This window comes from Hydrogenophaga sp. (genome assembly GCF_041913525.1).
Classification (GTDB): Bacteria; Pseudomonadota; Gammaproteobacteria; order Burkholderiales; family Burkholderiaceae_C; genus Hydrogenophaga.
Genome location: NZ_JAYSFD010000011.1, coordinates 19888 through 39614, shown reverse-complemented (window position 1 = coordinate 39614; position 19727 = coordinate 19888). Strand labels below are relative to the sequence as shown.

The window sequence follows — 19727 nt, the reverse complement described above, 5'->3', positions numbered from 1 at the left end:
GACCATGCTCAAACGCCTTCGCCTGCTCTGGAAGCACCGCTGGACCGATCCGGGCCTGAGCCATCGCTGGGTGGACGACGCCGCTGCCGAACGGCTGCGCGCCCGTTTGCAGGCAAGTGAGCACCAGCACACAGGTCAGATCAGGGTGTGCGTGGAGTCAGCGCTACCCAGCAGCTACCTGTGGCGATTGCGCGCAGGCGAGGCACTTCAAGGCGCTGTTCGCGCGCGGGCCATGACCTGGTTCGGGCGGCTACGGGTATGGGACACCGAGCGCAACAACGGGGTGCTGATCTATTTGTTGCTGGCCGAGCACGCGATCGAGATCTTGGCCGATCGGGGTGTGGCAAGCGCGGTACCCATCGGCTTCTGGGAAGACCTGGCGGCGCGCTTGGCGGGCCAACTTCGGGATGGCAAAACAGAAGCCGGCTTGGCACACGCCATTGACGAGGTGGGCGCCCTGCTCGTGGCCCACCACCCCCGCTCCGGCCTAGACGCGCCGGACAACGAGTTGCCAGACGCCATCGTTCGCACCTGACGGCGTCAGGCCTTGGCCCGGGCCGTGGGCATGGGCACCCGGTTGTTCATCACCACCTGCAACTCCTGGTGCAGCGCCTTGTTCATCTGGGCAAAGGTTTTGAGCTTGCGTGTGGTCTCCCGCAGGCGATCGGCCATTCGCTTGCTGATGGCCAGCAACAGACGATTGCCCAGGCGAGGGTCGTCCTTGAGCAGGCGCATCAGGGCAGTGCGCGACAGCACGGCGGCTGCGATGTCGGTGCTCGCGGTGCAGGTGGCCGACCTGGGTGCGCCATCGATCACCCCCATTTCACCAATGAGGTGCCCTGGGCCCATGATGGTGACCACCATGCTGTCATGCTCGCCAGGGAGCTCATTTTCAATGGCGATGTCACCCTCCAGCACCAGCAGCATGTAGTCGTTCTGCTTGACCTCGCCCTCGTGAATGATGACCGTGCCGGCCTTGATGCGCTTGGGGCGCATGTAGCTCACGATCTTGAAGGCATCGGCCAGTGTCAGGTCAGCCAAGGCGGAGGGGGTGACCAACAGCCGGGCGGCCACCTCTTCAGGCGCGAGATCGGGGCTTTCAAAGATGGAATGCATGGCATTGGTCGGGTGGGACCCCGCAATGTTATTCGGCCGCTCTCTTGGCATGGCCTGACCGGCCAAAAAAAAGACCGGCGCGCGGCCGGTCTTGTGGGATCGTTGCCGCAGCAACGCTCACCGTTTCTGGCGGAACTTGCGCAGCGCGGCGATCTGGGCGGCCATCACGGCCAGCTCCGACGTGGCCTTGGCCAAGTCGATATCGCTCTTGGCGTTCTTCAGGGCCTCTTCGGCCTGCTTGCGGGCCTCGTTGGCCTTGGCTTCGTCCAGGTCGTGGCCACGGATGGCAGTGTCCGACAGCACGGTGATGCAGTGAGGCTGCACCTCCAGAATGCCACCGGCCACGAACACGAACTCTTCGCCGCCATCGGCCTTTTCGATGCGAACCGCACCGGGCTTGATGCGGGTGATCAGCGGAATGTGACCCGGCAGGATGCCGAGCTCACCCGCCTCACCCGGCAGGGCCACGAACTTGGCCTCGCCCGAGAAGATGGACTCCTCGGCGCTGACCACATCGACGTGGATGGTGCTCATTGTTACTCCTGTGAAAGTGGGGGAAAGTCCGGGCGGGGCCTCACATCATGAGGCCCCTGTGGGGACTTACGCCGCCAGCTTCTTGGCCTTTTCGAAGGCCTCGTCGATGGTGCCGACCATGTAGAACGCCTGCTCGGGCAGGTGGTCGCACTCGCCGGCGGTGATCATCTTGAAACCACGGATGGTCTCCGACAGTGGCACGTACTTGCCAGGCGAGCCAGTGAACACCTCGGCCACGTGGAAAGGCTGCGACAGGAAACGCTGGATCTTGCGAGCGCGGGCCACGGCAAGCTTGTCCTCGGGTGCCAGTTCGTCCATGCCCAGAATGGCGATGATGTCGCGCAGTTCCTTGTAGCGCTGCAGCGTGCCTTGCACGGCGCGGGCCGTTTCGTAGTGCTCCTGACCCACGACCAGCGGGTCCAGCTGGCGGCTGGTGGAGTCCAGAGGGTCCACTGCGGGGTAGATACCCAGTGCAGCGATGTCACGCGACAGCACCACGGTGGAGTCCAAGTGGGCGAAGGTGGTGGCGGGCGACGGGTCGGTCAAGTCGTCGGCCGGCACGTACACGGCCTGGATCGAGGTGATCGAGCCCACCTTGGTGGAGGTAATACGCTCTTGCAGGCGGCCCATTTCTTCGGCCAGCGTCGGCTGATAGCCCACGGCGGAAGGCATACGGCCCAGCAGTGCGGACACTTCGGTACCGGCCAGGGTGTAGCGGTAGATGTTGTCCACGAAGAACAGCACGTCACGGCCTTCGTCGCGGAACGACTCGGCGATGGTCAGGCCGGTCAGGGCCACGCGCAGACGGTTGCCCGGGGGCTCGTTCATCTGGCCGTACACCATGGCCACTTTGGATTCGGCCAGGTTGTCCAGCTTCACGACGCCGGAATCGGCCATCTCGTGATAGAAATCGTTGCCCTCACGGGTACGCTCACCCACGCCAGCGAACACGGACAGACCCGAGTGCGCCTTGGCGATGTTGTTGATGAGTTCCATCATGTTCACGGTCTTGCCCACACCGGCACCACCGAACAGGCCCACCTTACCGCCCTTGGCGAAGGGGCAGACCAGGTCGATCACCTTGATGCCGGTTTCCAGCAGCTCGGTCGAGGGCGACAGTTCGTCGTAGGCGGGGGCCTTGCGGTGGATGGAAGCAGTCAGCGACTGGTCGATGTCGCCACGCTCGTCGATGGGCGTGCCCAGCACGTCCATGATGCGGCCCAGGGTGGCCTTGCCGACAGGCACGGTGATGGGGGCGTTGGTGTTGGTCACCAGCATGCCGCGGCGCAGGCCGTCGGACGAGCCCAGGGCGATGGTACGCACCACGCCGTCACCGAGCTGCTGCTGGACTTCCAGCGTCAGGGCAGAGCCCTCCATTTTCAGGGCGTCGTAAACGCGCGGCATCTGGTCGCGGGGAAATTCCACGTCCACGACGGCGCCGATGCACTGGACGATCTTGCCTTGTACTTGAGACATGATGGATACCTTCTGTTTTCTCTGGATTCGGTAGTAGGGCCGTCAGATCAAACCGCGGCAGCGCCGGCGACGATCTCCGACAGCTCCTTGGTGATGCCGGCCTGGCGGGTCTTGTTGTAGACCAGCTTGAGCTCGCTGATGACGTTGCCAGCGTTGTCGGTGGCAGCCTTCATGGCCACCATGCGGGCCGACTGTTCAGATGCCATGTTCTCGGCCACGGCCTGGTAGACCTGTGCCTCGACATAACGCACGAGCAATTCATCGATGACGCTGGGCGCATCGGGCTCATAGACGTAATCCCAGTCGCGACCGCCGCTGCCTTCTTGCAGATCGTCGGCCGACAGGGGCAGGAGCTGCTCCACCACCGACTCCTGCTTCATCGTGTTGATGAACTTGGTGTAGCAGAGGTAGACGGCGTTGATCCGGCCCTCGGTGTAAGCATCGAGCAGCACCTTGACGGGGCCGATCAGCTTTTCGAGATGGGGCGTGTCGCCCAGGCCGGTCACGCTGGAGACCACCTTGGCGCCCACGCGGTTCATGAAGCCCAGACCCTTGTTGCCGATGGCCACCACCTCAGCGCTCTGGCCCTTGCCCTGCAGCTCCTTGAGCTGGTTGGTCACGGCGCGCAGCACGTTGGTGTTGAGGCCACCGCACAAGCCCTTGTCGGTGGTCACGACGACAAAGCCGGCGGCCTTGGCGTCGTTGGTCTGCATGAACGGGTGCGTGTACTCGGGGTTGGCCTTGCTCAGGTTGCCGGTGATCTGGCGCACCTTTTCTGCGTAAGGCCGGGCCGCACGCATGCGGTCCTGCGCCTTGCGCATTTTGGAAGCGGCCACCATTTCCATGGCTTTGGTGATCTTCTTGGTGTTTTCCACCGACTTGATCTTGCCGCGGATTTCCTTGCCTGCTGCCATTGCTGCTCCTTTATCGGGTCAATGGACGCTTCAGTACGTGCCGGTCTTCTTGAAGTCGGCGATCGCAGCGGTGAGCTGGGCTTCGGCGTCCTTGTCCATGGCCTTGTCGTTCTCGAGCTTGGCCAGCAGGGCGGCGTGCTTGTCCTTCAGGAAAGCGTGCAGGCCACCTTCAAAGGCCAGCACCTTCTTGACGTCCACGTCGTCCAGGAAGCCCTTGTTCACGGCAAACAGCGTGGCGGCCATCAGGCTGATGGGCAGCGGGGCGTACTGGGCCTGCTTGAGCAGTTCGGTGACGCGAGCACCGCGGTCGAGCTGCTTGCGGGTGGCTTCGTCCAGATCGGAAGCGAACTGCGCGAAAGCAGCCAGTTCACGGTACTGGGCCAGGTCGGTACGGATACCGCCAGACAGGCTCTTGATCAGCTTAGTCTGGGCGGCACCACCCACGCGCGACACCGAAATACCGGCGTTGATGGCGGGACGGATACCGGCGTTGAACAGGTTGGTTTCCAGGAAGATCTGGCCGTCGGTGATCGAGATCACGTTGGTCGGCACGAAGGCGGACACGTCGCCTGCCTGGGTTTCGATGATCGGCAGTGCGGTCAGCGAGCCGGTCTTGCCCTTGACTTCACCCTTGGTGAAGGCTTCGACGTAGTCGGCGTTCACGCGAGCGGCACGCTCCAGCAGACGGCTGTGCAGATAGAACACGTCGCCAGGGTAGGCTTCGCGGCCCGGGGGACGGCGCAGCAGCAGCGACACTTGGCGGTAGGCCACGGCCTGCTTGGACAGGTCGTCGTACACGATCAGGGCGTCTTGACCGCGGTCGCGGAAGTATTCGCCCATGGTGCAACCGGCGTAAGCCGACAGGTACTGCATGGCGGCGGATTCGGAGGCCGAGGCGGCGACCACGATGGTGTAGTCCATCGCACCAGCCTGCTCCAGGGCACGCACCACGTTCTTGATCGACGACGCCTTCTGACCGATGGCGACGTAGATACAGGTCATGTTCTGACCCTTCTGGTTGATGATCGCGTCGATCGCCACGGCGGTCTTGCCGGTCTGGCGGTCACCGATGATCAGCTCGCGCTGGCCACGGCCGACGGGCACCATCGAGTCGATGGACTTCAGACCGGTCTGCACCGGCTGGTCCACGGACTGGCGTGCGATCACGCCAGGGGCCACTTTTTCGATCACGTCGGTCAGCTTGGCGTTGATCGGGCCCTTGCCGTCGATGGGTTGACCCAGGGCGTTCACCACGCGGCCCACCAGCTCGGGGCCCACCGGCACTTCCAGAATGCGGCCCGTGCACTTGACGGTGTCGCCTTCGGAGATGTGCTCGTACTCGCCCAGAATCACGGCGCCCACGGAGTCACGCTCCAAGTTCAGCGCCAGGCCGAAGGAAGGCACGCCATCCTTGTTGGCCGGGAATTCCAGCATCTCGCCCTGCATCACGTCAGACAGGCCGTGCACGCGCACGATACCGTCGGTCACCGAGACCACGGTGCCCTGGTTGCGCACGTCGGCGGAGGCGGCCAGACCCTCGATGCGGGACTTGATCAGTTCGGAAATTTCTGCGGGATTGAGTTGCATGACTCTTTCCTTTTTTCGTTAATGGGTATGCAGGCGCGCCCGGTGGTGCCGGCGTTACGCCGTCAGGGCAACTTTCATCTGGTCCAGGCGGGCTTTGACGGAGGTGTCGAGCACCTCGTCGCCGACCACCACGCGAATGCCACCGATCAACTCGGGCTGCAGCTCAACTTTGAGGTTGAGCTTGCGGGCAAAGCGCTTCTCGAGCACACCCGAGAGCTCGGCCAGGGCCGCGCTGTCGATCTCGAAAGCGCTGTACACGACCGCGTCATACGAGCCCTGCTGCGAATTGACCAACGCACGAAACTGGCTGGTGATTTCAGGAAGGGCGCCCAGTCGACCGTTGTCGATCACGGCGCGCAGGAAGTTCTGCCCAGCGTCACCCAACGGCGACTTGACCACGCCAGCGATCAGATCGAACACCTGCTGAGGCGTTGCTTTGGGGTTGTCGGCGAACTGGCGCAGCTGCTCGTTGGCAGCCACGGCAGCCAGCTCGTCCAGCCACACGGCAGCGCCAGCGGCACCGTTGCCGGTGGCCTTGAACAGCGCTTCCGCGTAAGGGCGGGCAATGGTGGCGATTTCAGCCATGGTTGTCCTTTGGTTGCCGGGCGGGGATCAGAGCTCGGTCTTGAGGCGGTTGAGCAGATCGGCGTGCACGCCAGCGTTCACTTCGCGACGCAGAATCTGTTCGGCGCCCTTCACGGCCAGGGATGCCACTTGCTCACGCAGGGCCTCGCGGGCCTTGACCACTTGCTGCTCGGCCTCTTGGCGGGCAGCGGCGACGATCTTGGCGGCTTCTTCCGATGCTCGGGCCTTGGCTTCCTCGATCAGGGCCTGGGCACGGCGCTCGGCATCTGCCAGGCGCGTGGCGGACTCGTTGCGCGATTTGCTCAACTCCTCTTCCACCCGCTTGTTGGCCACGGCCAGTTCGGACTTGGCCTTCTCGGACGCGGCCAGGCCTTCGGAAATCTTCAACGCACGCTCATCGAGCGCCTTGGCGATGGGGGGCCACACGAATTTCATCGTGAACCACACCAGGATCGCGAAGACGATGGCCTGCGCAAAGAGGGTTGCATTGATGTTCATCGCAACGCCTTTCTGTGTGTTGACAAGAGTGGTGACGCACCAACTGCCGGCGCGGACGGATGGAGACGGTGACGGGGATCTTGGCCGTCACCGCAGCGCCCGCGCGGGGCAGCGAACCCGATTACAGCGTGAAGGGGTTGGCGAAGGCGAACAGCAGAGCGATGGCCACGCCGATCAGGAAGGCGGCGTCGATCAGACCGGCCAGAATGAACATCTTGGTCTGCAGGTCGTTCATCAGCTCAGGCTGACGGGCCGACGATTCGAGGAATTTGCCGCCCATCAGTGCGATACCGATGGAAGCGCCGATGGCGCCCAGACCGACGATGAGACCGCAAGCCAGTGCGACAAGACCCAGAACGTTTTCCATGATGACTCCTATGAGATGGAAGTTTGTTGAGAAAGGAAAGAAACGAGAGAAGAACCCGAGCGCAACCTAAGCGGCCGCGTCAGTGAGCGTCATGCGCCTGGCCCAGGTAAATGAGCGCCAGCATCATGAAGATGAAAGCCTGCAAGGTGATGACCAGAATGTGGAACAAGGTCCACACCGTGCCGGCGATCAGGTGTCCGACGAAGAAGAGTCCACCGCCCAGCGAGAGGGATGCGTAGGCACCCAGCAGCGCAATCAGCATGAACACCAGCTCACCCGCGAACATGTTGCCAAACAACCGCATGCCGTGCGAAACGGTCTTCGCCACGAACTCGATCATTTGCATCAGGAAGTTGACCACGCCCAGCAGCAGCGCCCAGATGGGGTTCTTGCTGGTGCCAAACGGGGCGGTCACCAATTCGTGCGCCCAGCCGCCCAGCCCCTTGATCTTCACGTTGTAGAAGAGGCACATCAGCAGCACGGAAACCGACAGACCCAGGGTGGTGGACAGGTCGGCCGTCGGCACCACACGCAGGTAATCCTTGAAGCCCAGGGCAGGGCCAGCCGAGTGCCACAGTTGGGGCAGCGCGTCGACAGGCAGCATGTCCATGAAGTTCATCATGAAGATCCAGACGAACACCGTCAGCGCCAGCGGGGCCACCAGCTTGCGGCTCTGGGCGTTGTGAATGACGGACTTGGCCTGGGTGTCCACCATTTCAACCAGCAGTTCGACAGCGGCCTGGAAGCGGCCTGGCACGCCGGCGTGGGCTTTGCGCGCGGCAAGCCACAGCACAAACACCGTCAGGAGGCCCAGCACCGAGCTCACGACCACCGAGTCGATGTTGATCACGGAAAAATCAACGATCGAACTTTGCTTGTGGTTCGTCAAGTGAACGAGGTGGTGGCGAATGTATTCGCCCGGGGTCAAAGTGCCTTCAGCAGCCATGTTCGTTTGCTCCGCTGGACGGAGAGTCAACCGTTTGCATTTGATCGCCTGGTCTGGATCAGAAATCCAAACCAGAAGACCTTGAGAACCAACACGAGTCCGACCAGAAGGCCGGGCCAATTCAAATCAGACACCAGCCAGGGCGCCGCAGCCAACATGACCACGGCCACCAAGATCTTGATGCCCTCCCAGAGCAGAAAACCAGCGAACGCCGCATTGGCCTGCCCCGACCACAGCCGGGACAACGCGCTGGAGGTCAACCCGTAGGCCATGAGAGCCGAGGGTGCCGCCACCGCCGCCGCGCCGTACAAGACCGACCACGCCACCGAAGCCCGTTGCCACAGCAACCCAGCCACCGCGCACGCCGCCAGACCCACCAGCCACTGCACCAGCACCAGCCGCCAGAGCGATAACACCGGCTGGCTGGCGCGCCACTGTTGCGCCTGTTCACGCGACAGCGGCTTGAAATCGGATTCTTGCGCCCCATCTTCCTCGTCGGACCACTCGGGCAGGGTCGAATGCTTGGACGCCATGTTCGACCTCGCTCGTTACAGACCGGTTACAACGGTGTCTGGGTTGCAAAGCCCCTCATTATACGTAGAAACCCCATTCGGTCGTCAAGGCGATGGGGGAGTATTTGCCTGCGGCGCCGGGCGGCAGACCGAAGCCGATAATCCCGGCATGAACGCCCCGCTACCCGACTCGCTCTGCCACCTGAATGGAACGTTTTCGCCGCTGGGCGAGGCCAAGGTGAGCGTGCTGGACCGCGGCTTCATTTTTGGCGATGGCGTCTATGAGGTGCTGCCCGCCTACGAAGGACGCATTTTCCGCTTTGCGCAACACATGGCGCGACTGGAACGCTCGCTGCGCGAGCTGCGAATTCCGCCGCCACACAGCCGCGACGAGTGGCTGGCCATCGCCCGCCGGCTCATTGCCGACCAGCAAGCGCGCGGCGCGCGCCACCAGTTGATCTACCTGCAGGTCACGCGGGGCGTGGCCCTGCGAGACCACGCCATGCCACCCGACCTGACACCCACCGTGTTCGCCATGGGCAGCGAGATGAAGCTGCCCACGCCCGAGCAACGTGAGCAGGGCGTGAGCTGCGTCACGGCCGACGATTTCCGCTGGCGCAAGGCCCATATCAAGAGCACCAGCTTGTTGGGCTCGGTGCTGGCACGCCAGATCAGCGTTGACGCAGGTGCGGTTGAAACCATCATGTTCCGCGACGGCTTCCTCAGCGAGGCTGCCGCCAGCAATGTGTGGGTGGTGCGTGGCGGTGTGGTGATGGGCCCGCCCAAGGACAACCTGGTGCTCGAGGGCGTGCGCTACGGCCTGATCGAAGAGATGTGCCGTCAGGCGGGCATTGGTTTCGAGCTGCGCCGCGTCACCCGGGATGAGGTGCTCACGGCCGATGAGGTGATGCTGTCGTCGGCCGGCAAAGAGGTGCTGCCGGTCACCACCATCGACGGGCAGCCCGTGGGCACCGGCAAGCCCGGTCCGGTCTGCGCCCGACTTCATGCCCTTTATCAGCAAGCGGTGGCCGAGCAATCGGTCTGAACCGCGAGGAGTTTTGCCATGCAAGCCATCCCCCCCGAACAATCGCTCATCGAATACCCCTGCCACTTCCCCATCAAGGTGATGGGCGCCAACGTTGAGGGCTTTGCCGCCGCCATGGTGAGCGTGGCGCTGCAGTTCGACCCGACTTTCGATGCCGACACCGTCGAGCACCGCCCCAGCAAGGCCGGTAACTACCTTGGCCTGACGCTGGCGGTGTACGTCACCAACCGCGAGCAGCTCGACGAGGTGTACCGCACCCTGACCTCCCACCCCATGGTCAAAGTGGTGTTGTGATGCAGGTTCGCTGGTTGGGCCAGGCCGACTACCTGCCCACCTATGAGGCCATGCAGGCCTTCACGGCCGGGCGCGATGCACAGACGCCCGATGAGTTGTGGGTCTGCGAACACCCACCGGTGTTCACCCAGGGCATTGCAGGCCAGGCCGATCACCTGCTGGCGCCGGGCGACATTCCAGTGGTGGCCACCAACCGGGGGGGGCAGGTCACGTACCACGGCCCCGGCCAGGTGGTGGCCTATCCGCTGATCGACCTGCAGCGCGCCGGCTATTTCGTGAAGGAATACGTGTACCGCGTGGAAGAGGCGGTGATCCGCACGCTGGATGCGTTCGGCGTCACTGGCCACCGCGTGGCAGGCGCCCCGGGCATCTACGTGCGCCTGGCCGACCCGTTCTCGCACGAGCGCCTGCCACAAGCCCCTGCCCGGCGTGAGCCCGGCAGCCCGCCGCCCGAGCCCGATTTCACCGGCCTGGGCAAGATCTCGGCACTGGGCATCAAGGTCAGCCGCCACTGCACTTACCACGGGGTGGCGCTGAACGTGGCCATGGACCTGCAACCCTTCCAGCGCATCAACCCTTGCGGCTACCAGGGCTTGCAAACGGTGGACCTTTCTACAATCGGTGTTTCGGTGTCGTGGGACGACGCCGCCCAGGTGCTGAGCCAGAAGCTCGTTGCCACGCTGGGTTCTTGAAGCCCCCAACCGCGGCATCGCGCCGCCCCTCGCCATGAGCAGCACCCCACCCAACACCGTGCGCGAAGCGCAAAGCGCCGAGCAATACGACCCCACCGCCAAGCAGAAAAGCCAGGCCAAGACCGCGCGCATCCCGATCAAGGTGGTGCCGGGCGAGGTGCTGAGGAAGCCCGAATGGATTCGCGTGAAGGCCGGCAGCCCCAGCACCCGCTTCTACGAGATCAAGGACATCCTGCGCACCAACAAGCTGGTGACGGTGTGCGAAGAGGCCAGCTGCCCCAACATCGGCGAGTGCTTTGGCAAAGGCACGGCCACCTTCATGATCATGGGCGACAAGTGCACCCGCCGCTGCCCGTTCTGCGACGTGGGCCATGGTCGCCCCGACCCGCTGGACGCCGACGAGCCGCTGAACCTGGCCAAGACCATCGCCCAGCTCAAGCTGAAATACGTGGTGATCACCAGCGTGGACCGCGACGACCTGCGAGACGGCGGTGCCGGCCACTTCGTGCAGTGCATCGAGAAAACCCGCGAGCTCTCGCCCGAGACCACCATCGAGGTGCTGGTGCCCGATTTCCGCGGCCGCGACGACCGTGCGCTGGAGATCCTGAAGGCCGCCCCGCCCGACGTGATGAACCACAACCTGGAAACGGTGCCGCGCCTGTACAAGGAAGCGCGCCCTGGCTCCGACTACCAGTTCAGCCTGAACCTGCTCAAGAAGTTCAAGGCCCTCTTCCCGCACATTCCCACCAAGAGCGGCCTGATGGTGGGCCTGGGTGAGACGGACGAGGAAATCCTGCAGGTGATGCGCGACATGCGCGAGCACAACATCGACATGCTCACCATCGGCCAGTACCTGGCCCCCAGCGGCCACCACCTGCCGGTGCGCCGCTACGTGCACCCGGACACCTTCAAGATGTTCGAAGAGAAGGCCTACGAGATGGGCTTCACCCACGCCGCCGTGGGTGCCATGGTCCGCAGCAGCTACCACGCTGACCAACAGGCGCACGGCGTGCTGAACCCTGTGACGCCTCCCTCAAAACATTCGAACGAGTGAAAGCGAGAGGCCCGGCCTCACCGGATCCCGGGTGAAGTGGCAGGCAGCCTCACAGGCGAATACCCTTCGCCCATCGCATCTGAAGCAACTCCAACGCACCAGGTGTGCGGCACCAAATGGGGGCATCGTGCCAATTAGGGCGCTCCGTCGGACATCGCCCTCGCTTCTCCCACTCACTCAACCAAGCATCGAGAAGCTCTGCCTCGGCCATCTGCACACGCTGCAAATACCCGGCATAGTCTTGACGATCTTCCACCGCAACAGAAAAAGTGCGCGCAATTGACCCCTGATCAATGGCGTCTGTCATGCGATGAAGGCTCAACCCTGGATTCTCACCGGCAACAAGCGCTCTCAAATCACATGAGGTGCCTCGCCACCGAGGGAGTACCCCATGGTGGATGTTGTACCAACCGTGCGGCATTGCAGAAAGCGCAGCCGCCTGAAAAACACAGCGCGTTCGAGCGTTGACACCAACACTGGCCCCAGCCCGTGCGCGATCCGCCATCCATTGGATGGCTGCCAGCCCATTCGCGCTGCTTGCGTGAAGAATGGGAATCGAAGCAGCCTGCAATAGCGACTGCCGTCGATCCGCATGGCAGGCATGCCGCAGCAGTGCTCCCGCTGTGTGCAGGGCGCCGCAACATGACGCCACCAGCGCGCGAAAGAGAATGGGCGCGCGCCTGTTCTCAAGGATCAGAACGCCAATCAACGACTTTCCCCGCAGCTCGATCAGCCGATCCAGGAAGGCCAGCCCATTGTCTGGGATATAGGTGATGCGGCTAATGCACAAAACGAACTTGATGGAATTCATGGCCCGAGCCCTCCTCAGATCGCCGGAAAGCCAGCCATCAACCACCAATTCAATGTGGAAATCAGGATGGCAATTGACCCCAGTCTCATTGGTCCGACCAGCAATGGGGATCTGCTTGCAGTGCCCCAAAAATCACTCCCTTGGTGATCCCACTCCCAGGCAAGCAAACACATCACCAGGCTCCGTGGCAACCAGTGAAACAGAAGCGATTCCATGGAAACGCCATAGACAGCCAACAAGGGCATCAACAACAGACAAATGCCAGCGGCTGACACACAGGCCCCCCTTCGAGAAGGCACGACCGCACGCGCCAGCCACTCATGCCGCACTACCATGACCGCGACCATCGCGACAGTCGAGAGGTACATCGAGGCTTGCATGGAATGAAAGGCCTCGTTTGCCTGGTTTGTCAAAACGGCCCCTGCCGCGAGGGGCAGACTCACCCAGTGCAGCGCCCTGAGCGGCAATGGCTCTGCATCCGAATGCAGTACATACGAGAACTTACTGGCCAACACCATCGAGAATATTGGAATCACCAAAATCCAATTGAGAAGCCAGATTGAGGCGTACACCAACACGCCAACCAGCATTTGTCCGGGAAGGGAAATTCGGCTGCCACGAAGCCAGACAAGGGGCCACACCAAACAAATGACAAGGAGAATCAACCAGAAAAACCAAGAATTGAGGGCCTCGGATTCTTTCAATACGAAAACCGCCAACAAGGGCAAAAGAAAATTGTCCCAACCATGGGACGCCATCATTTCCGTGATCGTGAGCAGAACAGCTGCGTGAAGTGCAGCGAACCACACAGATAAAGGTGCGCCATAAGACCCGACCTGCAAGGTCACTCCCATTACAGCGGTCGCCACAACGAAGAATGCAAACGAACCTTCCAAGGTTTTTCGGCCTCCATGAACTGGGTATTGATGCCGACCAAACAGTTTTCCAACCAATGCAGCGGCCGCATCCGCGAACACGAGAACACCCAGCGCCGCCGTCGCCATGACAGGGGAATCAATCCATGTGCCGTACGCCAATGTGGCCATCACCGAAATTGGAAACAGGGCGGCGCCATGGCTACGCCTATCAATGGCATGCACGGCATCCAGAATCCCTGCCATATGAGATCCCACCAGGATAACGGTAAACGCAAGGCAGAGAAGGGCCGGCCCAATCAGACTTTGGAAGACCCACGGAAAAAACAGGGTGGCACAACCACCCACCACATGAACCAATTTGCGAGTGGCTTCAGACGACCAGCCACGCTGCCTCGCGACGCCGGCCATCCCAAGAACGATCAGAAACCACAAGCCGGTGCCCAATAGCCACCCCCACTCCAAGGACAACACCAGGGACCACCCATCTGCCATTAAAGCCCTAGTGCTCACTCGACCTTCTCCGACACGTGAAAGTCACAGTAGAAACAAGCTTTAGCGTTTCTGAAAAGGATACTAGACATTTCCCTGTGCGTGCTGAGCCTGTGATCCCAAGTGGCGGGATCGCGATGAACCATCATGTTCCAAGATGCGAATTTCGCCCCTGGTGACGCAGCATCTGCCAACGCCTTCACAATTGCCCGACACGATTCTTCATCCAAATACTCAAAAATATCAGACAAATTGAATCCCTGATATGACGCCGAGTGACAGGCATTTTGGATGGGGCCATGAAAACAGCCAATCCGAGACAGTCCATTGCGTATTGCATTGAAGTGCTCCGGCCGAAGATAATGCGGGAGACATTGCGCCCAGGTTCCACTGATAATTCTGTTGAGATAGGGATTCTCGGCCAGTGGAAGGCTGGTGATGCAGTGCTCAAGTCGCTCTGCTATCGCTCTGGCCGGGACAGCTTTGACATATTTCAGAAAAGCAGGATCACGACCCAATCCTAGCATGGCCTTGCTGAAGAATAGACCAAACGCCAAGCGCCAAATGAGATGGTTCCAATTTTTCCAGATCAATGTGCGATCATTCGCGCCTTTGGCTTCATAGAGCGCCTGGATTCGGGATTTGGGTTGCAGCCAGGGAATAACGTACCGCCCAAAAATATCCAAATACCGCTCAAATCGGCCCGCGGTCACAATGCCTCGCAGAATCATGGGTAGGTGGCGACCCCAGAACTCGCGATCGGCTGCACTTAAGTCTGCTTGAACCCGACTGGCCCACAAAGCTGCGCGTGTGGCACGGTCTCCTTGTATGCCGAGGAACGTGAGAAGTTCTGTATGGGTGAGGACCCGGAATCCAGCGACCTTGAGTCGCAGGACAGCCAGCTGAAATGCACTCAGATCCACGGCAATCACTTCGTCAGCGCCTGCGGCGATCAGTGACAGGACGTTGTCACCTCCAGAACAAATGGAAAGAATTCTTTTGCCATGGGGTTCAAGCGCCAAAATCAAGGTGTCTGCGTCCTCCCAGACATTGGCGTATCGGAGATGATCAAATCGGGCCTGCGGAATCATTTGCTCATCCACTCAGTGGCCTTTTGCCTTTCTTGCGCCCTAGGATTTTGTGAGCACGGGTAAAGTCCTTGGAGCACATGGCGGCCGCGATGGATATTTCTCCCGCAAGGACCAAGGCACCAGCGATTTCAGCCAATCTGCGCGCTTTGCCCGTGCCTTGGCACCCCACAATGGAAAGGCATGCCTGAGCAGTGGCGAGACTGGTGCCGCCGCCGACCGTCCCGACAATGAGATTGGGTAATGACACGGCGACATAGAGAGACTCGCCGCGCTTCTCCATGCGAGTGCATCCAATTGCTGCCTCAGCCACACACGCAACATCCTGGCCAGTACACAACATGAAAGCAGCGAGCCCATTGGCATAGTGACCATTGGCACCTACTGATCCGCTCAGCACCCCATTGACAACACCAATCTCCCAATAGCGCATCATCTGACCCGACGTAACCGACAACTTTCTCAGTGCCTGAGCAGTTAACTCCACTTCAGAAACAATTTTTTTGCCTCTTGCACCACTCAAACTAATAGAAGAGGCCTTCTTGTCACCCGACAAATTGCCTTCGATATACCAGTCACAAGGCTTGATCTCCAGAGAGCGCAACATCTCGCTCACCACCGCTTCGGTGCAGAATGTCACCATGTTTTGGCCAGCGGCGTCTCCCGTCGTGTAGTCAAAAACAAGCGTAACCAGATTTCCTTCCAGATGAACCCTGATTTCGACAAGTTCTGCATTTTTCGATTGTTGCCAAACAATTGCCTTCCAACGATCGGCTCCCGCGTTCACCAACTGCATCATGGCAACGGATTCCATTGCGTTTCGGAATCGAAAACTCGGCGCTCGCTGCACCCCCTCGCGAACACACAAACTCAGGGCACCACCAGACTCCGTGATGGCACCAGCCCCCCTCGAGAAACTGGCGACCAATGCGCCTTCAGTGGTCGCCAACGGCACATAGCAGTCTTCATTAATACTTGTTCCCTTCACCCTCAAAGGACCCACCAACCCGACAGGAATGACGGACCACCCAATTTGGCTTTCGATGTTTCCTCGCAGCGAGTCTGGCGAGTCAAGGGCATTTCCCCCCTCGATGGCCTGTGCATTGGGCCATCGATTAAATGCCCATCGTTGCCGCTCCTCCAATGCCTGTTTGCTCCAAGAGCGCGGGGCCGGTACATTTTGGCCTACCTCTACCTGCAACGAGCTATCGTCGCCACCGAATTGGTTCGCAGGTCTACTGTCACCTCTACATTCCCAGCATTTGTTTCGCAGGTCGTCGACCATTGAAGTTCTCCTTTTGCACAGCCCTATTCGGAACTTGTTTCTTGAAATCCTGGGGCCACACCGGGGACTCCAGGGAGGCGCCTGGGACGGCCAATTCTGGCCTCGCGGCGATCGTTGAAGCTTGGAGCAACATGTGGTTCATGCACACGCAAATGGGATCGATCGATACGCTGGCCATCCAGCCAAAATCGACGGGTTACCGCTCCGTGAGGCCATTTTCTATGGCGCTAATCGTGAGTTCAATACGGGGTCAAGTGGAGGTAGCCGCCCACGATTCGGCTTTTTGGCGGCTAGCGGAAGAATCGCGCGGGTGTCTTGCAGTCAACCGGGCGCTTTTCACCACCGGTTTCGGCACCAGTTCGGGCCGAGAAGTCAGACTTTCGCCATCAATTCATGGGGAATTGTGTCGATCGTCCTGATGCGTTGGGCGGAGCCCCTGGCGCTATTGAGCGCCAGGGGCTCGCTCGGTTCGTCAAGAGATGGTCATCACCGCAGTGGACACATTGCTCGTCACTGAGGCACTGCCCCTATCAGACCAGTCCAGGATTTCCAGCCGCCCGTCGGGGTGCTCCACCAGGGCGGTGAGGCTCTCCACCCAATCGCCGTCGTTGCAGTACAGCACGCCGTCGATGGTTCGCATCTCGGCGTGGTGGATGTGGCCGCACACCACGCCGTGCACGCCGCGCTCGCGCGCTTCGCGGGCCACGGCCACTTCGAAGTCGCTCACGTAGCTCACCGCGCGCTTGACTTTGAGCTTGAGGTAACGCGAGAGGCTCCAGTACGGTAGGCCCAGGCGCGCGCGCCAGGTGTTGAGGTGGCGGTTGAAACGCAGCGTGAGCTCATAGGCCCAGTCGCCCACGTGGGCCAGCCACTTGGCGCACTGGATGACGCCATCGAAATAGTCGCCATGCGTCACCCACAGCGTGCGGCCATCGGCGGTGACGTGGATGGCGTCGTCCACCACGTCCACGCCGCCGAAGTTGTGGCCCAGGTACTTGCGCGCGAACTCGTCGTGGTTGCCGGGCACGAAGACCACCTTGGTGCCCTTGCGCGCCTTGCGCAGCAGCTTCTGCACCACGTCGTTGTGGGCTTGCGGCCAGTACCACTGCCGGCGCAGCTGCCAGCCGTCGATGATGTCGCCCACCAGGTAGAGGGTCTCGCAATCGACACTGCGCAGAAAGTCCAGCAGCGCGCGGGCCTGGCAGCCGGGCGTGCCCAGGTGCAGGTCGGAGATCCACACCGTGCGCACGCGGTGGCGGGCAGGCGGGTCGATGTCGTCGCCGACCAGGTCGGCGGTGGCCAGGGCGGAGAGGGGGTCGCGTCGCATGGTGCGCCTCAGTGTGAGCAGGCTTCGCGACGCATTGGTGAAGGCCGCGTGTCAGTGCGATGACGCCAGGCAATGGGCGCCAGGGGCTGCCGGCGAGCGGGCCAGGATGTCGGCCAGCACCTGCGGCACCTGGGCCACGGCACGGTTTTCCACCTTCGCCACGCGGGCTTGCCAGGCCGGCAGTTCGCCCACCAAGGTCTGCACGGCGGGGCCCACGTCAGCAAAGCCCTTGAGCACCAGGCCCACGCCCTGCTGCTGCACCCATTCGGTGTTCCAGCGCTCTTGCGGCATGGTCCAGGCGTTGCGGGTGACGATCACCGGCAGGCCCATTTGCACTGCCTCGCTCAGGGAGCCGGGACCGGGTTTGCCAATGAAAAAATCGGCCAGGCGCATCCAGTGCGGCACGTCGGCGGTGAAGCCCACGGCCACGCGAGGCGCGGCGGTGGGCATGGCGCGCAGCTCGGCCGCCAGGGCCTCGTTGCGGCCGCACATCAGGATCAGCGGCACATCGGGCAAAGCGGCGGCGATGCGCTTCATGGTGCGCGAACCGGCCCCGCCGAACAGCACCAGGCCCACCGGCCCCTCCACTGGCAACCCCAGGGCGGCGCGCAGGCGGGCACGGTCAAAGTCGGCCGGCGGCGGCAGGTGAAAAGCGGGGCGCAGCATCATTCCCTGTACGCGGTGCACCTGCGGCGCCGGCACACCGGCCACGAGCGCCTGTGCCACGGCGTGGGCCGTGCCGGCGATCACGTGTTGGCCGGTGCCGGGCTCCACCCAGAAGGCCGGCGGGTGGTCGGCCATGTCGGTGAGCACGGTGGCAAAGGGCACGCCGGGGCGCGCCAAGGCCAGGGCGTCGTGCATGGCACGGTTGAAGTTGGGGATGAGCGACACCACCAGGTCCGGCTCGGTGGCGCGCCAGTGCCGGGCCAGGCGCTCCACCAGCAGGGAATGGCTCCAGCGAATGCCGCGCTGCAACCAGCGCAGTTCGGTGGACAGGCCCAGGGTAAAGCCGCTGGCCAGCCGCTTGTTGTAGAGCTCTTCGGGCTCCATGCGCACCGTGCGGCGCCAACGGGCCTCGGGGTCGATCACCTCGGTGAAGTTGACCTTGCGCACCCGCCAGGGCCGCCCCTGCGCGTGAATGGATTGCTCCAGCGCCTGCGCGGCGGCGCGATGGCCGCCGCCCGCGTTGAACCACACCAGATCGACGTTCAGCATGGCGGCCATGGTGTGGCGCCTTGATGACGGCGGCGTGACCCGCCAGGGCTCAGCCCCCCAGCCGGCGCAACAAGGGCTCGCCCATGCGCAGCCGGTGGCCCGTGGCGATGCCATCGGCCAGCACGAAGCCGGGCGGGGTGAACACGATGATGGTGGAGCCGTGCTCGAACCAGCCCAGTTCTTCGCCCTTGCGCACCGGGTGGTCGCTGGGCATCTCGGTGGGGCCAGGCCAGCGCAGGTGCAGCAGCACATTGAGCCAGTGCAGGCGAATGCTGGCCACCAGCACCGCCGCCACCGGCACCAGGGCCAGCGGCTCGCCGGTGTTCAGGCGCAGGCGGATCACGGCGCGCTCGTTGCGGCAGAACAGGCGCTGCACGCGCTTGAGCGCAATCGGGTTCACGTTCCAGGCGTCGCCACTGAGGTAGGTGGTGTGCTCAATGCGGCCATCGGCCGGCGCATGGAAGCGGTGGTACATGGACGAGGTCAGGCGCAGCGTGACGAAGTGGCCGCCCTCAAAGGGCGCGGCGCGCTCGGCCTGGCCAAACAGGTCTTCGGCGCGGTAGCCCATGCCCTTGGCCTGCCACAACTGGCCGGCCTGCACCGCGCCGCAAGCGCCCACGATGGCGTCGCAGGGGCTGGTGAGAACGTCAGGCCGGGCATCAATGGGCCGCACGCCCGGGCGCAGCTCGCGGGTGAAGCAAGCCTGCAGGCTGTCGAAGCGCGTCTCTTTGGCTTCGCTCAGGTCAAGGTCGGTGAACCAGCGCCAGACGGCGATGTTCAAGCGCGTGAGCCAGGGGCTGCGCAGGCGGCTGTACCAGCCCATGAAGCGGGTGAGCGCGATGCGCGGGATGCGGTTGGTGATCAGGAAGTTGAGGTCTTCCTGCAGCAGCAGCCGGTCGCGCCAGCGCGCCCAGAAACCCGTGGCGGGCACCTCTTTGGCGTGGGCGGCGGGGGCAAGTGGTCTTGAAGTCTTCACGGTGTTGTCAATTCACGGCCATACAAAGACAGGGTCAC

At 62.3% G+C, this 19727-nt stretch carries 22 protein-coding genes; 5 read left to right on the top strand and 17 right to left on the bottom strand.

Annotated features, from left to right (window positions below; genetic code table 11):
• Nucleotides 1-4 precede the first annotated feature (4 nt).
• Nucleotides 5-535: a TPM domain-containing protein gene (locus ACE3RQ_RS13915; RefSeq protein ID WP_374522637.1), complete on the top strand. Its 531-nt coding sequence runs from the start codon at nt 5-7 to the stop codon at nt 533-535.
• Nucleotides 536-540: 5 nt separating this feature from the next.
• On the opposite strand, the gene ACE3RQ_RS13910 is transcribed toward ACE3RQ_RS13915, so the two are convergent.
• The 10 genes from ACE3RQ_RS13910 to ACE3RQ_RS13865 form a co-directional block, all read right to left on the bottom strand.
• Nucleotides 541-1116 (bottom strand): cyclic nucleotide-binding domain-containing protein, encoded by a 576-nt coding sequence (locus ACE3RQ_RS13910; protein WP_374522636.1) that lies wholly within the window; start codon nt 1114-1116, stop codon nt 541-543.
• A gap of 117 nt (nt 1117-1233) precedes the next feature.
• Nucleotides 1234-1650: a F0F1 ATP synthase subunit epsilon gene (locus ACE3RQ_RS13905; RefSeq protein WP_374522635.1), complete on the bottom strand. Its 417-nt coding sequence runs from the start codon at nt 1648-1650 to the stop codon at nt 1234-1236.
• A 66-nt stretch (nt 1651-1716) separates the two neighbouring features.
• Complete coding sequence (gene atpD / locus ACE3RQ_RS13900; RefSeq protein WP_374522634.1) at nt 1717-3126, bottom strand: F0F1 ATP synthase subunit beta; 1410 nt, start codon at nt 3124-3126, stop codon at nt 1717-1719.
• A 47-nt stretch (nt 3127-3173) separates the two neighbouring features.
• Complete coding sequence (gene atpG, locus ACE3RQ_RS13895) at nt 3174-4040, bottom strand: F0F1 ATP synthase subunit gamma (RefSeq protein WP_374522633.1); 867 nt, start codon at nt 4038-4040, stop codon at nt 3174-3176.
• Nucleotides 4041-4070: 30 nt separating this feature from the next.
• On the bottom strand, nt 4071-5627 hold the full coding sequence (atpA, locus tag ACE3RQ_RS13890; RefSeq protein ID WP_374522632.1) for a F0F1 ATP synthase subunit alpha: 1557 nt from the start codon (nt 5625-5627) through the stop codon (nt 4071-4073).
• Between the two features lie 54 nt (nt 5628-5681).
• Nucleotides 5682-6212, bottom strand: a complete 531-nt coding sequence (locus ACE3RQ_RS13885; RefSeq protein WP_374522631.1) for a F0F1 ATP synthase subunit delta — start codon at nt 6210-6212, stop codon at nt 5682-5684.
• Between the two features lie 27 nt (nt 6213-6239).
• Nucleotides 6240-6710, bottom strand: coding sequence for a F0F1 ATP synthase subunit B (locus ACE3RQ_RS13880; RefSeq protein WP_374522630.1), 471 nt, complete (start codon nt 6708-6710; stop codon nt 6240-6242).
• 121 nt (nt 6711-6831) lie between these two features.
• Entirely contained in the window at nt 6832-7077 is a 246-nt protein-coding gene (gene atpE, locus ACE3RQ_RS13875) for a F0F1 ATP synthase subunit C (RefSeq protein WP_009519254.1), read from the bottom strand.
• Between the two features lie 79 nt (nt 7078-7156).
• Nucleotides 7157-8023, bottom strand: coding sequence for a F0F1 ATP synthase subunit A (atpB, locus tag ACE3RQ_RS13870; protein ID WP_374522629.1), 867 nt, complete (start codon nt 8021-8023; stop codon nt 7157-7159).
• Nucleotides 8024-8049: 26 nt separating this feature from the next.
• Nucleotides 8050-8556, bottom strand: coding sequence for an ATP synthase subunit I (locus ACE3RQ_RS13865; protein ID WP_374522628.1), 507 nt, complete (start codon nt 8554-8556; stop codon nt 8050-8052).
• 148 nt (nt 8557-8704) lie between these two features.
• On the opposite strand from ACE3RQ_RS13865, the gene ACE3RQ_RS13860 reads away from it, so the two are divergent.
• From ACE3RQ_RS13860 to lipA, 4 genes are read left to right on the top strand one after another with little or no spacing between them, the layout of a single operon-like run.
• Complete coding sequence (locus ACE3RQ_RS13860; RefSeq protein ID WP_374522626.1) at nt 8705-9580, top strand: D-amino acid aminotransferase; 876 nt, start codon at nt 8705-8707, stop codon at nt 9578-9580.
• 18 nt (nt 9581-9598) lie between these two features.
• Complete coding sequence (locus ACE3RQ_RS13855; RefSeq protein WP_374522624.1) at nt 9599-9874, top strand: DUF493 family protein; 276 nt, start codon at nt 9599-9601, stop codon at nt 9872-9874.
• Nucleotides 9874-10566, top strand: a complete 693-nt coding sequence (lipB, locus tag ACE3RQ_RS13850) for a lipoyl(octanoyl) transferase LipB (protein ID WP_374522622.1) — start codon at nt 9874-9876, stop codon at nt 10564-10566. The genes ACE3RQ_RS13855 and lipB overlap by 1 nt, the downstream gene beginning before the upstream one ends.
• A gap of 34 nt (nt 10567-10600) precedes the next feature.
• Entirely contained in the window at nt 10601-11620 is a 1020-nt protein-coding gene (gene lipA / locus ACE3RQ_RS13845; protein WP_374522621.1) for a lipoyl synthase, read from the top strand.
• A gap of 49 nt (nt 11621-11669) precedes the next feature.
• Here the strand turns inward: lipA and ACE3RQ_RS13840 are convergent, their stop codons facing one another.
• The 7 genes from ACE3RQ_RS13840 to asd all read right to left on the bottom strand — a co-directional run bounded on the left by ACE3RQ_RS13840 (nt 11670) and on the right by asd (nt 19689).
• On the bottom strand, nt 11670-12431 hold the full coding sequence (locus ACE3RQ_RS13840) for a formyltransferase family protein (protein WP_374522620.1): 762 nt from the start codon (nt 12429-12431) through the stop codon (nt 11670-11672).
• Between the two features lie 14 nt (nt 12432-12445).
• Nucleotides 12446-13741, bottom strand: a complete 1296-nt coding sequence (locus ACE3RQ_RS13835) for a diacylglycerol/polyprenol kinase family protein (RefSeq protein WP_374522619.1) — start codon at nt 13739-13741, stop codon at nt 12446-12448.
• A gap of 74 nt (nt 13742-13815) precedes the next feature.
• Nucleotides 13816-14889: a DUF3419 family protein gene (locus tag ACE3RQ_RS13830; protein WP_374522618.1), complete on the bottom strand. Its 1074-nt coding sequence runs from the start codon at nt 14887-14889 to the stop codon at nt 13816-13818.
• 4 nt (nt 14890-14893) lie between these two features.
• Nucleotides 14894-16171, bottom strand: a complete 1278-nt coding sequence (locus tag ACE3RQ_RS13825) for a hydroxymethylglutaryl-CoA reductase (RefSeq protein ID WP_374522617.1) — start codon at nt 16169-16171, stop codon at nt 14894-14896.
• Nucleotides 16172-16643: 472 nt separating this feature from the next.
• Nucleotides 16644-17498, bottom strand: coding sequence for a UDP-2,3-diacylglucosamine diphosphatase (locus tag ACE3RQ_RS13820; RefSeq protein WP_374522616.1), 855 nt, complete (start codon nt 17496-17498; stop codon nt 16644-16646).
• 51 nt (nt 17499-17549) lie between these two features.
• Nucleotides 17550-18722 carry a galactosyldiacylglycerol synthase gene (locus tag ACE3RQ_RS13815; protein WP_374522615.1) on the bottom strand — a complete coding sequence of 391 codons (1173 nt, stop codon included), beginning with the start codon at nt 18720-18722 and terminating at the stop codon, nt 17550-17552.
• Between the two features lie 40 nt (nt 18723-18762).
• Nucleotides 18763-19689, bottom strand: coding sequence for an archaetidylserine decarboxylase (gene asd, locus ACE3RQ_RS13810; RefSeq protein ID WP_374522614.1), 927 nt, complete (start codon nt 19687-19689; stop codon nt 18763-18765).
• Nucleotides 19690-19727: the final 38 nt, after the last annotated feature.

Excerpts from the sequence above, each read along its gene's own strand:
- ACE3RQ_RS13915 (WP_374522637.1), top strand. The coding sequence starts at position 5 with ATGCTCAAACGCCTTCGCCTGCTCTGGAAGCACCGCTGGACCGATCCG.
- ACE3RQ_RS13910 (WP_374522636.1), bottom strand. The coding sequence starts at position 1,116 with ATGCATTCCATCTTTGAAAGCCCCGATCTCGCGCCTGAAGAGGTGGCC.
- ACE3RQ_RS13905 (WP_374522635.1), bottom strand. The coding sequence starts at position 1,650 with ATGAGCACCATCCACGTCGATGTGGTCAGCGCCGAGGAGTCCATCTTC.
- atpD (WP_374522634.1), bottom strand. The coding sequence starts at position 3,126 with ATGTCTCAAGTACAAGGCAAGATCGTCCAGTGCATCGGCGCCGTCGTG.
- atpG (WP_374522633.1), bottom strand. The coding sequence starts at position 4,040 with ATGGCAGCAGGCAAGGAAATCCGCGGCAAGATCAAGTCGGTGGAAAAC.
- atpA (WP_374522632.1), bottom strand. The coding sequence starts at position 5,627 with ATGCAACTCAATCCCGCAGAAATTTCCGAACTGATCAAGTCCCGCATC.
- ACE3RQ_RS13885 (WP_374522631.1), bottom strand. The coding sequence starts at position 6,212 with ATGGCTGAAATCGCCACCATTGCCCGCCCTTACGCGGAAGCGCTGTTC.
- ACE3RQ_RS13880 (WP_374522630.1), bottom strand. The coding sequence starts at position 6,710 with ATGAACATCAATGCAACCCTCTTTGCGCAGGCCATCGTCTTCGCGATC.
- atpE (WP_009519254.1), bottom strand. The coding sequence starts at position 7,077 with ATGGAAAACGTTCTGGGTCTTGTCGCACTGGCTTGCGGTCTCATCGTC.
- atpB (WP_374522629.1), bottom strand. The coding sequence starts at position 8,023 with ATGGCTGCTGAAGGCACTTTGACCCCGGGCGAATACATTCGCCACCAC.
- ACE3RQ_RS13865 (WP_374522628.1), bottom strand. The coding sequence starts at position 8,556 with ATGGCGTCCAAGCATTCGACCCTGCCCGAGTGGTCCGACGAGGAAGAT.
- ACE3RQ_RS13860 (WP_374522626.1), top strand. The coding sequence starts at position 8,705 with ATGAACGCCCCGCTACCCGACTCGCTCTGCCACCTGAATGGAACGTTT.
- ACE3RQ_RS13855 (WP_374522624.1), top strand. The coding sequence starts at position 9,599 with ATGCAAGCCATCCCCCCCGAACAATCGCTCATCGAATACCCCTGCCAC.
- lipB (WP_374522622.1), top strand. The coding sequence starts at position 9,874 with ATGCAGGTTCGCTGGTTGGGCCAGGCCGACTACCTGCCCACCTATGAG.
- lipA (WP_374522621.1), top strand. The coding sequence starts at position 10,601 with ATGAGCAGCACCCCACCCAACACCGTGCGCGAAGCGCAAAGCGCCGAG.
- ACE3RQ_RS13840 (WP_374522620.1), bottom strand. The coding sequence starts at position 12,431 with ATGAATTCCATCAAGTTCGTTTTGTGCATTAGCCGCATCACCTATATC.
- ACE3RQ_RS13830 (WP_374522618.1), bottom strand. The coding sequence starts at position 14,889 with ATGATTCCGCAGGCCCGATTTGATCATCTCCGATACGCCAATGTCTGG.
- ACE3RQ_RS13825 (WP_374522617.1), bottom strand. The coding sequence starts at position 16,171 with ATGGTCGACGACCTGCGAAACAAATGCTGGGAATGTAGAGGTGACAGT.
- ACE3RQ_RS13820 (WP_374522616.1), bottom strand. The coding sequence starts at position 17,498 with ATGCGACGCGACCCCCTCTCCGCCCTGGCCACCGCCGACCTGGTCGGC.
- ACE3RQ_RS13815 (WP_374522615.1), bottom strand. The coding sequence starts at position 18,722 with ATGGCCGCCATGCTGAACGTCGATCTGGTGTGGTTCAACGCGGGCGGC.